Here is a 12,054-nt window from a genome sequence, read left to right on the forward strand (position 1 = left end):
GCGTAAGGAATTCAGGATTTTGTGTCCAGTAGTCCATTAGTATTATATTGCTTTAACTCAGGCTCTGTAAGACTTTTAGCCATAGCTAGTATGTTTATACGGGGGAAGTTCAGAAATATAAAGATTTATTGAATTGTAGCTTTTAATACATTTGTAGGGGGGGGAGTGTGTATCCTTCGGCTATCTCCCTTTGGTCTTGGGTTGGGCTATTGCTTGATCTGAGCTATGAGGGAGACAATAATTTACAACTCATTTAGGCACACTTTATGAACCTTTTCAAGTCAAATAAATTAGTCGGCGTTGCAACTCTAGTTACTGCCACTTTTGCAGCTTTGAGCTTGGCTACAACAAACAAAGCAGGAGCAGTTAGCATACCTGTTTCTCAATGTTCTGACTTTTTACTAAATTGTAACTTTCAAGAAGATTCTCATGCTTTTTCTTTTGAAATTAACCCTCAACCGTTTTGGACGGAAACTGTCTGGGATATAAGAGATGATAATATAGACGGAACTATTAGTATTGATTTAAATGGGACTTATTGGAAAGGAACAGTCATTGTGGGAAATCCTAATAATAGTATAGAAGGAGTAAAAATTTTCTCCAATAACATTCGGCATGAAATTGGACCCCATACTGATGAGGATGTTAATCCAGGAGAAATTTTCTCTTTTACGCAATCCATCTTATCAACTGGAAAGGCAATAGTTGGTGGACCTCCTATATTAGTTGGCGATTTTCAAGCCACAAACCCAACTGTAGCCATAGTAAATCACGAACCTCATTTTGATTCTTATAAAGCATCGATAGAAATTTTAAAACCAATAGGTCCAAATTTAGAGTTACAGCAATGGAAGTTTAGCTTGAGTGGTGTGCATATTCCCGAACCCACCTCAACCCTCAGCCTCTTCGCTCTCGGTACTCTCGGCGCAGCTTCAACCCTCAAGCGCAAACTAAAACCCTGCCAATTCATCGAAAAAGAAACCACAAAAGTCGGCTAAATTGCCTCTAAAAATACCATAAATACCCCTTCATTCAATCTTGAGGGGGTTTATTTTTGGCATCTATTAATACTTCTAAAAACTGTCAAACTTATTAATGATGTCTTGAATTTGCTGCGCTGGGATGTCTGTTTGGTCAGATTTGGCATAGATGAGGAGCATCAAAACACAACTATTGTCTTTAAGTTGATAGATAACACGATAGCCGCTACTTTTGCCCTTTTGAATATCGCTGTTTTTGAGGCGAACTTTAAAGACAGTGTAGCCTATTCCTGGTATTTTATCGCCGATGAATTTGCCTATCTGAAGGTCATCAATTAGGGGTTGTATATCAGTACGAATGCTCCGATAGCGTTTGGCGAGGATGCGAAGTCGATCCTTGAATTGATCGGAGAAAAGAAGCTTAATGGGGGTAATTTTTTCAGTCATCTATGCCATCCCACAGTTCAGAGATGGGATGTACTTTGCCCTCTTTAGCTTGCTGAAGAGAAATACGAAGACTGGTGAGGATGAGTTCTTTTGGTTCGTCGTCGGGATCCGTGGGTGGAGTGAGGATATTACGCGATACTAGCAATTGGTAGAAATCATCGATCGCCATTCCCGTTAGTTCGGCTGCTTGTTCAAATTGAAGACGTTGCTGCTGATAAAGCATGATAGCGATTTCCGTGAGCATTTGAGCTTCAGTCATTTGTACTGTTTGCAGAAGTTCAGAGGGAAGGATGAGGCTCATAGAGGTTTCATTAAGTGGTGGTAACTTCATTGTATCGCCATTAAAAAGAAACCACAAAAGTAGGCTAAATTGCCTCTAAAAATACCATAAATACCCCTTCATTCAATCTTGAGGGGGTTTATTTTTTTCTTCATCAACAATCTGTAAAACACTGCTGTATAAAGGTGCAGCAACCCAAAATCCTGCTCGATCAATCAAAGCGTCTAGCAAGGGTTTCACCTCAGAGATTAACCGTCGATTCTTCGCCTCAACTAAAATGCCCAGAATTCCTGTGTATCGAAGATTAAGTCTAGCAGCAATTCTACGACCACGACGCTCATCAATCAAAACTTGATCTGCTCCCAACTCAAGTGCTAAAGCAATAGCCTCAGCTTCTCCCTTATCTAGTTCATCTGCAAGAGCTTCAATCACTGTGCGGTTAGTTACCGTTCGAGTTTGAATCCAATCTAAGGTTTGTACCTCTATTGAACCTGCTACCAGAAAATCAGGCTCAGTTAATTCTCGATAAACTGCTTCAGGAATAAAAACTATTTCGTAAAGTTGTTGTAGCAGATGAAGTTGATTAATGGCGGCAAGATTGTTGATAGGGGATGTATCACTGACAACAATCACAATCTTCCCATCTCCCGCAAGTTCTTAATATCCTGTTCAAAATCTTCGACATCGTAGTGTACCGGAATTTGACGACTTGCAAGTAGGTGTTGAAAAGCAATACGATTCATTCCTGCAAATCGACTCGCTTGAGCAAGGGTGAGCTTCTCTTTTTGAAAGAGCATGACCGCAATTTCCTGCCTCATCTCAGCTTCAGTCATGCGTGTGGCACTGAGAATTTCATCGGAGATATCAATACTCATGGCTATAACCCTATCTATCCTTTCCTATTGGAATAATATCATAACCCCCTTCATTTAGTCAGTTGAGGGGGTTTATTTTTTGCGTCTCTTCCTCTTACACATTTTACACATTAAGAATCGGTTTTATGCTATTGAGTTACCAAAGCTAATAGAAGAGGCTTTATTATCAGTTGCCAACTAAAACCCTCCCAATCCACCGAAAAAGAAACCACAAAAGTAGGCTAAATTGCCTCTAAAAATACCAGAAATGCCACTTCAATCAATCTTGAGGGGGTTTTATTGTATAATTGAAGGGTGAGTAAACTAGATCAAATTACACAATCTTGAGCTATAATCGGCAATGAGGTCGAATCCGAACAACGATCAGAAAAAACTCCTGATTGCTGAACTTAAAAAAGCAGCAATCAAACATACCCCAGAAAATATTATCATAATTACTCAAGATCCTAGCGGGAAAATTGTTTTTCTAGAAACTGGAAAAGCAGGTGACAAAGGTTCTGGATTGCTGCATATTCTAGAAAATCATCGAGAAGATTTTCTCCAGAGAGGTATTACTGAAGAACAAATTTCCGATTTAATTGTAACAGCTATTAGTGAGGGAAAAATTATTGGCATACAAGGAAAAAGTCGCATAATTTATAAAGTAGAAATCAATGGAATTATTCAGTATGTTTCTCTAGAAATTAGTCATAATGGTTACTTAGTGAGTGCTAATCCAACTCCAACTCGATTAATTAACAAACTTATTCAGGAATGATAGTTATGGCAATCAGAATCAAACTTTGGGCAGATTATGGAAGTTACCCACTTTGGGGAGTAGATGAAATTGATAACATTGCTCCTGAAGAATTGCCATTAAGTCAAGCAACTATTCAGCGTTTAAACGCATGGCAGGATACTTACGATAAGACTTTAAATCAAGACTATCCACCTTTATCAGATTTTCCTAATCAGCAAGCTGAAATGGATTTTAAACAAGAAGGAATTAGTTTATGGAAACAGTTACGTCTTGAACTGGCCCCGGATTATGAAGTTTTCTACCAAAATGAAGGTCAATTGTTCAGACATCCTAAGGAAATAACCACAAAATCTACAGTACAAAAAATAACAGTTTGAGTATCATCACCCTCGGCACTCTCGGCGCAGGTGCAACCCTTAAGCGCCAACTAAAACCCTCTAAATCCACTGAAAAAGAAACCACAAAAGTCGGCTAAATTGCCTCTAAAAATACCATCAATACTCCTTCAATCAATCTTGAGGGGGGTTTGTTTTTTTATATCTCTTTTTTGGCAATAGATGCTATAATGAAAGGCCACTCTTTAAGATTGCTTGATCGATCGTGGACTTTGAGATTATCAGCGATATTACGAATATCGAGATTATTGCCACAGGAACAGGAATTCGTAATCGGGAACGGTTGCAAAAACAGTATGGCAAAGGTAAATGGAGAAAATTAAAGGGCATAGCCCAAGTTCAGCTTGCCAATGGTATAGTAAGGTTAGCTGAAGTCCATTGGTAGGAAGCTCATGGCATCGGCAAAAAAGAATTTAAGCTCAAGCTACCGTTTCTAGATTGACCATGAAAATAGAGTCATCTCCAACAAATAAGTTCGCAGTTTGTCTCAATAATGAAGGCTACGAAGCTTCACTAGAAGTTGGCAAAATATACTGCGTTATCCCTGATGAGACCGCAGAAATAAACAGTCTAATTCGGGTTATTGATGAAAGTGGTGAGGATTACGCTTTTTCTGTGAATCGGTTTCATGCTATTGAGTTACCAAAGCCAATAGAAGAAGCTTTATTATCAGTTGCCAACTAAAACCTTCTCAATCCATCGAAAAAGAACCGACAAAATACGTTCTTTGTCCCCTTTCTCCTGTAAAGTTTCTTGATGGGTTTGTCTGAGTTTAGCCTGATTGATAATGATAGCGAGCTTGTAAAAAATAAACCTTATTTCCTGTGACTTTATAAACTAAACGATGCTCTAAATCGATCCGTCGTGACCAAGTGTCGGCAGCAATATACTTAAGAGGTTCGGGTTTACCCAATCCTGTAAACGGATCGCCATCCAAAATATCTGCTACTAAGTCTAAGATTTTATCGCCTTTTTTCGGTTCGTTCCGATACCACCAAGCTAAATCTGCTTTGAAATCAGGACTAAAAACGGGCAAATAACGATGAATAGGATTGTTTTGAGGTTTATCTGGCTTATTTTCTCTTTTAGGACTCAATTCCTAACTCCTCTTTCAATTCAGCTAATGTTTGAGGAGTTGCATCTTCTGTCTGGGTCCATGCTAAAGAGCGAAATAAGCGTTGGGCATTTTCTGGCGAGCGCAATAAATAAACACACTCTAATAAACTGGAAAGCTCATCTTCAGCAATTAAGGCCACATTTTTCTGATTGCGACGCTTAATGACGATAATTTGCGATTCGTCACACACCTGATCTAAGATACTGGCTAAATTCATTCTCGCCTGAGAGTAGGTGGTTTCTTTGCTTAACATGATTTTTAGGGGATACTTGTACGACCTTATTGTACAATTTCAAGCTCTTGAACTCCCCAAAAACCCCAAAATCCGAAGGGAGGAGAATGTAAAGATTTATAAAATTGTAGCTCAGGCTACAGCTTAGTTTAGTTTTGTGTGTACTCTATTGTCGTACAGCTTTGGTGTTGGGTTGGGCTGTTCCTTAGCCAAACCTAGAAAAGCCAACAGTTCCACCGATTCAGGGAGATGAACTGATTGGCCGGAGGGATATTAAGCTGTTGACTATCTGAATTGCTCGTTAAGACTGCAAGGGAGAAGGGAGCAGGGAGAGAAAGTTCGAGCATTTGTACTAAAAATTCCAATACGCAGTTTAAATTCAGCACAGCTTATCCCCAGTCTATCAGCTAGTTGGTGCGGGACGGGATTTTCTGAATCGACAACCCACAGAAGCCGCTATCTTATTTCCACAACAAGTTCCTTTCCTAAAGCTTTGACGTATTTTTCTAAAGTAGAAATACCGACAGATTCCACATTCTCTTCTAGGTTGAAAACTGTTGCTTTATCCCAATTTAACTTACGCGCTAATTCTTCCTGAGTCAGTCCAGCTTCTTCTCTTGCCTGTGCTAAGATAACTCCCAGCTTGAAACTGAGATAACCAGACTCGAAGCCTTGGCAAAATTGACTGTCAGTTTGTTTTCTCCTGTTAATATATTGTTCTACATCACTCATCGTCGAATCTCCTGTTTAAGTAGTCTCGTTTTCGTTGCTCTGCCAAATAAATCTCTTGAGATGGTGTTTTTTGAGTCTTTTTGGCAAATCCGTTCGTTAAAATAATTAAATCACTTTCTCCAAAAAAGCCCAGCAGACGGAATATATTATTGCCAATCTGAACCCTCACTTCCCAAATATCATCAGTATTGACTAATTTTTTCAGGTATTGACTCGGGACAGAATCTAACTCCTGAATTAAGCGTAACACCCACAACACTTTTTGAGCTTGTTTTCCAGACAGAGAATTTAAAAAATCTTCAACGGGGCTGGCTCCTGACTGGGTACGATAAAAAACAATCTCCTTCATATAATAATCAGTTTAAGAAAACATTTCAATATTTTAGTGATGCCATTTCATTGGGATTGTAGTGATTCCATATCGCCAGTCATTGGTTGTGCATTATCTTACATCTTCATTCAATAAGTAGTCGTGCCAAATAAATTTCCTAGTGAAGATGGGCACTCATGCAAGAGGTGGTTAGATATGTGGTAAGGATTCAGGTGCCTCAAATGCAGTCACAGAGCGGCTTCTCAAATCTCAGAACTCGCTAAACTAACAGTTTCATTCTCAATAAGCACGAAAATTAAGCCTTTCAGCGTTTCTTAATGAGAATGAGGATTTGTCCATAATTCGCCTAAATGCTTACACAGCATGGGTTTGACTGCTTTTTGTATGACCTGAATCCTTACGATATGTGTAATTAATTTTGCTTAGGTACTTAAAATTGTCAGAGTTGTGCAAGTGTCGGAATATTTTTCCCTGCTAAAACCGAACGAATGACACTAATTATAACAAAATAGAGAATCCGCAGCTCTCTTAGGTTTGGTGGGTAAAATGTATTCTGAGATACAGTCTTGGGGCAGTTGAGTCCCGTCAGTTAATATTGGTCCTTATTCTGGTTGTCCTCTAACTTCGGAAATCATCTGGGCGTTGAGGATGGGTTTCTTGGCGGGGAGTGGGAGGGGATGTCGCTATTGTCCAAGGTGGATAGCTGCCAGGGAGAGAAATATAAAGATTTATTAAATTGTAGCTTTTGATACAGTTGTGGGGGGGGGGGAGAAATTACAACCGGAATATGTAAACTAAATTGAATATCTGATGAATAACAAATTTACCCATAGTTTCTTGGGGGTCTTCGCCATCGCTACCCTAGGAACGGCAGTTTTACCAAATCAAGTTCAAGCTTCTACAATATTTCTAAACAGTGGCCAAGTGGGTCTAAATTCCGGAACACCGGGTCAAACAGATACCAACATTACCTACTGGACATTGGGAGCATCTGTAAATCCACTGTCACTAAATCCCTTCACTGCGGCCGATTTTGCCAAAGCGCAAGGGATAGGTTGTTCCGGCCTCGATATATGCGGTTCTGCCAAGGTAGTTGCACCTTTTCTCCCTCCTTGGGTTTGGATTCCTTCTCTCCCAAGCGCTCCCAATGCGCGATGGATTAACTGGCAGGTGGACCTGTCACCGAGTTTTTATGGTTCTCCAGCAGCTTCGGTGCTATATGCCTATCGTTTTAACGTACCTGAACCAACCATCAACAGCGCTGCGATCGAGATGTATTGGGCAGTAGATGATATTTTGGGAGAATACACTCCAGCGAACGCGAATGGCGGTCCACCACCATATTTTTCTGATCCCAACCCAATTGGAGTATATATTAACGGTAATCTTCTTAGTAGTAGTTTCAGCGGTGCGGGCCGTAATCCAGAATATTCTGCTTCTCAATCTGGAATTGAGGGTTTGTTAAACCCAGGACAAAACTGGCTTTATGTTTACCAAAGAGATGCTGGCGGTGCGTATAGCGGTACTATTTTCGGCGCACATATCAGTGTTAATGTTCCTGAACCCAATTCTCTTATTGGTCTTGCAGTCCTCAGCACACTCGGTGCAGCTTCAACCCTCAAGCGCCAACTAAAACCCTCTAAATCCACTGAAAAAGAAACCACAAAAGTAGGCTAAATTGCTTAGTAAAATACCATAAATGCCCAGGGTAAGCGCATCTTAACAATTCTTGACAAAATCAACTTTATGTGATTTGCTTACCCAGAGAGCGATTCAGGCATATTTGAGGAGAATTGGCCATCTCAATTGTTAAGCAAAAATCGACCAAATGTGAATATTTCGTAACTATTCTGATTGACTGGTATCACTTGAAATGCCCACACAGCAAGCGGTTCACAAAATTGGCTAATTGTCAATAGCGTTTGAGATGCTCTCACCCTGCATAAATGCCCCCTTCAATCAATCTTGAGGGGGTTTATTTTTGGCATCTATTAATACTTCTAAAAACTGTCAAACTTATTAATGATGTCTTGAATTTGCTGCGCCGGGATGTCTGTTTGGTCAGATTTGGCATAGATGAGGAGCATCAAAACACAACTATTGTCTTTAAGTTGATAGATAACACGATAGCCGCTACTTTTGCCCTTTTGAATATCACTGTTTTTGAGGCGAACTTTAAAGACAGTCTAGCCTATTCCTGGTATTTGATCGCCGATGAATTTGCCTATCTGAAGGTCATCAATTAGGGGTTGTAGGTCAGTACGAATGCTCCGATAGCGTTTGGCGAGGATGCGAAGTCGATCCTTGAATTGATCAGAGAAAAGAAGCTTAATGGGGGTAATTTTTTCAGTCATCTATGCCATCCCACAGTTCAGAGATGGGATGTACTTGGCCCTCTTTAGCTTGCTGAAGAGAAATACGAAGACTGGTGAGGATGAGTTCTTTTGGTTCGTCGTCGGGGTCCGTGGGTGGAGTGAGGATATTACGCGATACTAGCAATTGGTAGAAATCATCGATCGCCATTCCCGTTAGTTCGGCTGCTTGTTCAAATTGAAGACGTTGCTGCTGATAAAGCATGATAGCGATTTCCGTGAGCATTTGAGCTTCAGTCATTTGTACTGTTTGCAGAAGTTCAGAGGGAAGGATGAGGCTCATAGAGGTTTCATTAAGTGGTGGTAACTTCATTGTATCGCCATTAAAAAGAAACCACAAAAGTAGGCTAAATTGCCTCTAAAAATACCATAAATACCCCTTCATTCAATCTTGAGGGGGTTTATTTTTTTGCCTGTGTTTCCACATATTCTCGCAGGGCGCGATTAATACTGGTCTGATACCCCTCTTCTTGTGTGGCCTGGGTTTTGAACCAGTCTATCAGGTCAGCATCAAGGCTTAGAGTGATCTGCTGTTTGAGCGGACGATAAAATACACCACGCTGGGCCCTGCTCCAATCTCCCGTAGCCTCCGGGATCAAATCCGTGCGGATAGGCTCTTGTGACACGGCTAGAGCGTCAATTTCAGCCTGTATCTCTGGCGGTACTCGATTAGAATCTCCCTTCTTCATAAGCCCTCCTTTCATGGGCTGTTGCCCTGCGTGCGCTAATAATTCGTCCCGTTTCCTCTCCTGTCACTGAATTAGACTCCGGCCAAGTATGCACCACAAATACAGTCAGTTTACCGATCAGTCCGATAGTCTGCCAGCGTTCTTCCTCTGGGCATGGATCAGGACGGCTGACAGCGAGAGGATCGGCAAAAACATATTGAGCGGCTTCAAAGCTCAAGCCGTGATCGCGCTTGTTTGTCCGATTTTTGTTGTCGTCCCATGTCCACTTCAATTTTACTCTCCAAATGTAGCTATATTATGGTTACTACATTAATTTTTATCAACATTGTATTTGCGCTAACGCAATCGCAATAAAATTTACCCCTGTCGGGATCATAACATTATCCAGATATAATGCCAGTATCACTACCGATTTAGCAGCAAGAGCAAGCTCAACAAATTACTCATCATCAAAAGATAATAGTTTGAGCGGTATGTGTTAATTATCATCCCTTTCGGCTCCGGCGCAGCTTCAGCCCTCAAACGCCAACTAAAACCCTCTAAATCCGAAGAAAAAGAAACCACAAAAGTCGGCTAAATTGCCTCTAAAAATACCATAAATGCCCCTTAAATCAATCTTGAGGGGGTTTATTTTTTCCTTTCGCTTATTAAACAACTATCACCTCGTTGCTAGGGTCTCCCTGGCAACGCATTTCCAGAGGTTCTACCTTGGCACGAGACAAAGCATTGATGATCACACAAGGTCGAGAAGAGCCAAATAGCCAATTTAGTGCCAAAATTAGGAGTAGTTTATTCTTCTATACCAGTTAAAAATATGCAAGTTAAAGAGCTAACCGTTGAAGAACTCAAGCTCCTCATTCAAGAAACTGTTGCCGAAACTATCCAATCTATCTTACTCGATCCTGACCAAGACAAAGAAGTCAAACCTGAAGTTAAGCAACAACTTCTTGACTCTCTAAGACGGACTGAAATAGGAGAAAAGGGGGTTTCAGCCGAGGAAGTAGCCAAAAAATTAGGATTAAACTGGTAATGGCTTACTTGGTAGAATTTAGCCGTGAAGCAATCGCTGATTTAGAAGCACTCGCTCCTATCATTCAAGAGCGAATTTTGCGGAAAGTTCGCTGGTTGTCGGATAATTTTGAAAATGTTAGTCCTCAAGCTTTAAGTGCTAATTTGAGTGGTCTTTTCAAGCTTCGAGTCGGTGACTATAGAATTATCTATTCTTTTGCACCCGAAGCAGAACGCATTACCATCCACAAGGTTGGACATCGCCGAGATATCTACAGTTGATAAAATACTGTGTTTGAGAGTAAGTGGTTTCTTTGCTTAACATGATTTTTAAGGGATACTTGTACAACCTTATTGTACAATTTCAAGCTCTTGAAGTCCCCAAAAACCCCAAAATCTCGATCGCTAAGCTAGGGAGAGGAATGTAAAGATTTATTAAATTGTAGCTTTTAATACAGTTGTGGGGGGGGGAGTGTGTATTGTTCTACTATCCGCCTTTAGTGTTGGGTTGGGTTGTTGCTTCACCTAGCTGCGAGGGGGCGAACGCACCTTGAGGAGATACATTGATGAAAACAAGTGTAATATACATGACGGCTGTATTAACTTTATTGGGACTAACTGTGTCTCGACCCGTAGAATCAACAGGAGGCTCTAAAGTAGAGTCTAACCCTAAAAAATTTAACTTAAGTGAGAACAAAGACTTTTTAATAGCTCAATCTGGTCGAGTATATAGGTGTATTAATCGAAGTAACGAAACCTATATAGTGCCAGCTATGACTGGTGCATATGTACAAGGATCAGTTTGTTTTATCCCCGTGAAATCAGGAAGATGTATGGAAAAAACTGTTTTTCATAAAGCTTTTGAACCTTGTCGTACAAGTACAGGGGATAGGAGATATTATTGGATCGCTGCTTTCGGTGGTGAGACACCTTTCATCATATATTAATTTAACTCACTTTCCGCACTTCTTAACATTCAATTGATAATTTTTAGTGATATATTGCCTAAAACCCATTGCCAGACTCGTAGGTTGGGTTGACGCAAGGAAACCCAACAACTTCCTGGAATATTTTCACAATTTTTGTTGGGTTTCGCCTTTTGAGCCGATGGGTAATACCAGAGCAATAATGATAGCTCAACCCAACCTACGGCTCGATTAATTAACAAACTGATTCAGGAATGATAGTTATGGCAATCAGAATCAAACTTTGGGCAGATTATGGAAGTTACCCACTTTGGGGAGTAGATGAAATTGATAACATTGCTCCTGAAGAATTGCCATTAAGTCAAGCAACTATTCAGCGTTTAAACCCATGGCAGGATACTTACGATAAGACTTTAAATCAAGACTATCCACCTTTATCAGATTTTCCTAATCAGCAAGCTGAAATGGATTTTAAACAAGAAGGAATTAGTTTATGGAAACAGTTATGTCTTGAACTGGCCCCAGATTATGAAGTTTTCTACCAAAATGAAGGTCAATTGTTCAGACATCCTAAGGAAATAACCACAAAATCTACAGTACAAAAAATAACAGTTTGAGTATCATCACCTTCGGCTCTAGCGCAGCTTCAACCCTTAAGCGCAAACTAAAACCCTCTAAATCCACCGAAAAAGAAACCACAAAAGTAGGCTAAATTGCCTCTAAAAATACCATAAATGCCCCTTCATTCAATCTTGAGGGGGTTTATTTTTTTCCTTTCGCTTATCAAACAACTATTCAGCCTCTGTTTCGCTTTCTAACTGGACTTCCCCCATACAGAAATACTAAAAAATCAACAAAACCCTTACTGCAGGTCGCTTCTCAGAAAAAATTGAAAAGACGCTACTGGGTACATTTTCCCCTTGAAAATGGC

21 protein-coding genes and 3 pseudogenes are annotated in these 12,054 nt (G+C 40.3%); 12 read left to right on the top strand and 12 right to left on the bottom strand.

The genetic code is table 11. From position 1 onward, the window contains the following. Positions 1-266 precede the first annotated feature (266 nt). Positions 267-998 carry a PEP-CTERM sorting domain-containing protein gene (locus H6G48_RS26135; RefSeq protein WP_242034557.1) on the top strand — a complete coding sequence of 244 codons (732 nt, stop codon included), beginning with the start codon at positions 267-269 and terminating at the stop codon, positions 996-998. 75 nt (positions 999-1,073) lie between these two features. Here the strand turns inward: H6G48_RS26135 and H6G48_RS06625 are convergent, their stop codons facing one another. The 4 genes from H6G48_RS06625 to H6G48_RS06640 form a co-directional block, all read right to left on the bottom strand. After that, complete coding sequence (locus H6G48_RS06625) at positions 1,074-1,427, bottom strand: type II toxin-antitoxin system RelE/ParE family toxin (RefSeq protein ID WP_147069762.1); 354 nt, start codon at positions 1,425-1,427, stop codon at positions 1,074-1,076. Then, positions 1,420-1,758, bottom strand: a complete 339-nt coding sequence (locus H6G48_RS06630) for a UPF0175 family protein (protein WP_002797781.1) — start codon at positions 1,756-1,758, stop codon at positions 1,420-1,422. The genes H6G48_RS06625 and H6G48_RS06630 overlap by 8 nt, the downstream gene beginning before the upstream one ends. Before the next feature lie 72 nt (positions 1,759-1,830). After that, positions 1,831-2,340 carry a PIN domain-containing protein gene (locus H6G48_RS06635; RefSeq protein WP_190720309.1) on the bottom strand — a complete coding sequence of 170 codons (510 nt, stop codon included), beginning with the start codon at positions 2,338-2,340 and terminating at the stop codon, positions 1,831-1,833. Next, positions 2,337-2,582, bottom strand: coding sequence for a UPF0175 family protein (locus H6G48_RS06640; RefSeq protein ID WP_002748168.1), 246 nt, complete (start codon positions 2,580-2,582; stop codon positions 2,337-2,339). Before H6G48_RS06640 ends, H6G48_RS06635 begins: the two co-directional genes overlap by 4 nt. Positions 2,583-2,922: 340 nt before the next feature. On the opposite strand from H6G48_RS06640, the gene H6G48_RS06645 reads away from it, so the two are divergent. The 5 genes and pseudogenes from H6G48_RS06645 to H6G48_RS06660 all read left to right on the top strand — a co-directional run bounded on the left by H6G48_RS06645 (position 2,923) and on the right by H6G48_RS06660 (position 4,400). Next, positions 2,923-3,339: a hypothetical protein gene (locus H6G48_RS06645; RefSeq protein ID WP_190720312.1), complete on the top strand. Its 417-nt coding sequence runs from the start codon at positions 2,923-2,925 to the stop codon at positions 3,337-3,339. A gap of 5 nt (positions 3,340-3,344) precedes the next feature. Further along, positions 3,345-3,698 carry a hypothetical protein gene (locus H6G48_RS06650; protein WP_036402756.1) on the top strand — a complete coding sequence of 118 codons (354 nt, stop codon included), beginning with the start codon at positions 3,345-3,347 and terminating at the stop codon, positions 3,696-3,698. Between the two features lie 5 nt (positions 3,699-3,703). Beyond that, a pseudogene (locus tag H6G48_RS26140) lies at positions 3,704-3,796 on the top strand (PEP-CTERM sorting domain-containing protein); the annotation flags it as partial. Positions 3,797-3,921: 125 nt separating this feature from the next. After that, the gene (locus H6G48_RS06655) at positions 3,922-4,101 is read left to right on the top strand and encodes a hypothetical protein (protein WP_190720315.1); all 180 of its coding nucleotides are present in this window, start codon (positions 3,922-3,924) and stop codon (positions 4,099-4,101) included. 59 nt (positions 4,102-4,160) lie between these two features. Further along, positions 4,161-4,400 (top strand): hypothetical protein, encoded by a 240-nt coding sequence (locus H6G48_RS06660; RefSeq protein WP_190720318.1) that lies wholly within the window; start codon positions 4,161-4,163, stop codon positions 4,398-4,400. Positions 4,401-4,488: 88 nt separating this feature from the next. Here the strand turns inward: H6G48_RS06660 and H6G48_RS06665 are convergent, their stop codons facing one another. From H6G48_RS06665 to H6G48_RS06680, 4 genes are all read right to left on the bottom strand, one after another. After that, entirely contained in the window at positions 4,489-4,812 is a 324-nt protein-coding gene (locus H6G48_RS06665; RefSeq protein ID WP_190720321.1) for a Txe/YoeB family addiction module toxin, read from the bottom strand. After that, positions 4,802-5,086, bottom strand: a complete 285-nt coding sequence (locus H6G48_RS06670) for a type II toxin-antitoxin system Phd/YefM family antitoxin (protein WP_012264090.1) — start codon at positions 5,084-5,086, stop codon at positions 4,802-4,804. Before H6G48_RS06670 ends, H6G48_RS06665 begins: the two co-directional genes overlap by 11 nt. Before the next feature lie 435 nt (positions 5,087-5,521). Next, on the bottom strand, positions 5,522-5,797 hold the full coding sequence (locus H6G48_RS06675; RefSeq protein WP_190720324.1) for a helix-turn-helix domain-containing protein: 276 nt from the start codon (positions 5,795-5,797) through the stop codon (positions 5,522-5,524). Then, positions 5,790-6,146: a type II toxin-antitoxin system RelE/ParE family toxin gene (locus H6G48_RS06680; RefSeq protein ID WP_190720327.1), complete on the bottom strand. Its 357-nt coding sequence runs from the start codon at positions 6,144-6,146 to the stop codon at positions 5,790-5,792. Before H6G48_RS06680 ends, H6G48_RS06675 begins: the two co-directional genes overlap by 8 nt. Before the next feature lie 792 nt (positions 6,147-6,938). Here H6G48_RS06680 and H6G48_RS26145 point away from each other — a divergent pair. Further along, positions 6,939-7,805 (top strand): PEP-CTERM sorting domain-containing protein, encoded by an 867-nt coding sequence (locus H6G48_RS26145; protein WP_242034558.1) that lies wholly within the window; start codon positions 6,939-6,941, stop codon positions 7,803-7,805. A gap of 323 nt (positions 7,806-8,128) precedes the next feature. Here the strand turns inward: H6G48_RS26145 and H6G48_RS26150 are convergent. From H6G48_RS26150 to H6G48_RS06705, 4 genes and pseudogenes are all read right to left on the bottom strand, one after another. Then, positions 8,129-8,482, bottom strand: a pseudogene (locus H6G48_RS26150) (type II toxin-antitoxin system RelE/ParE family toxin). Next, positions 8,475-8,813: a UPF0175 family protein gene (locus H6G48_RS06695; protein WP_190720332.1), complete on the bottom strand. Its 339-nt coding sequence runs from the start codon at positions 8,811-8,813 to the stop codon at positions 8,475-8,477. The pseudogene H6G48_RS26150 and the gene H6G48_RS06695 overlap by 8 nt, the downstream one beginning before the upstream one ends. A gap of 88 nt (positions 8,814-8,901) precedes the next feature. Further along, positions 8,902-9,189 carry a BrnA antitoxin family protein gene (locus H6G48_RS06700; RefSeq protein WP_190720335.1) on the bottom strand — a complete coding sequence of 96 codons (288 nt, stop codon included), beginning with the start codon at positions 9,187-9,189 and terminating at the stop codon, positions 8,902-8,904. Continuing rightward, the gene (locus tag H6G48_RS06705) at positions 9,170-9,460 is read right to left on the bottom strand and encodes a BrnT family toxin (protein WP_190720338.1); all 291 of its coding nucleotides are present in this window, start codon (positions 9,458-9,460) and stop codon (positions 9,170-9,172) included. The genes H6G48_RS06700 and H6G48_RS06705 overlap by 20 nt, the downstream gene beginning before the upstream one ends. Before the next feature lie 543 nt (positions 9,461-10,003). Here H6G48_RS06705 and H6G48_RS06710 point away from each other — a divergent pair. From H6G48_RS06710 to H6G48_RS26155, 5 genes and pseudogenes are all read left to right on the top strand, one after another. Further along, a complete protein-coding gene (locus tag H6G48_RS06710) occupies positions 10,004-10,219 on the top strand; it encodes a hypothetical protein (RefSeq protein WP_002771553.1) in 216 nt (71 codons plus the stop codon). Then, positions 10,219-10,479, top strand: a complete 261-nt coding sequence (locus H6G48_RS06715) for a type II toxin-antitoxin system RelE family toxin (protein ID WP_190720341.1) — start codon at positions 10,219-10,221, stop codon at positions 10,477-10,479. Before H6G48_RS06710 ends, H6G48_RS06715 begins: the two co-directional genes overlap by 1 nt. Positions 10,480-10,763: 284 nt before the next feature. Next, positions 10,764-11,144: a hypothetical protein gene (locus H6G48_RS06720; protein WP_190720344.1), complete on the top strand. Its 381-nt coding sequence runs from the start codon at positions 10,764-10,766 to the stop codon at positions 11,142-11,144. Positions 11,145-11,386: 242 nt separating this feature from the next. Then, positions 11,387-11,740, top strand: coding sequence for a hypothetical protein (locus H6G48_RS06725; RefSeq protein WP_149985244.1), 354 nt, complete (start codon positions 11,387-11,389; stop codon positions 11,738-11,740). Between the two features lie 20 nt (positions 11,741-11,760). Next, a pseudogene (locus H6G48_RS26155) lies at positions 11,761-11,835 on the top strand (PEP-CTERM sorting domain-containing protein); the annotation flags it as partial. Positions 11,836-12,054 lie beyond the last annotated feature (219 nt).

The sequence above is a fragment of the Microcystis flos-aquae FACHB-1344 genome (genome assembly GCF_014698375.1).
GTDB lineage: Bacteria > Cyanobacteriota > Cyanobacteriia > Cyanobacteriales > Microcystaceae > Microcystis > Microcystis aeruginosa.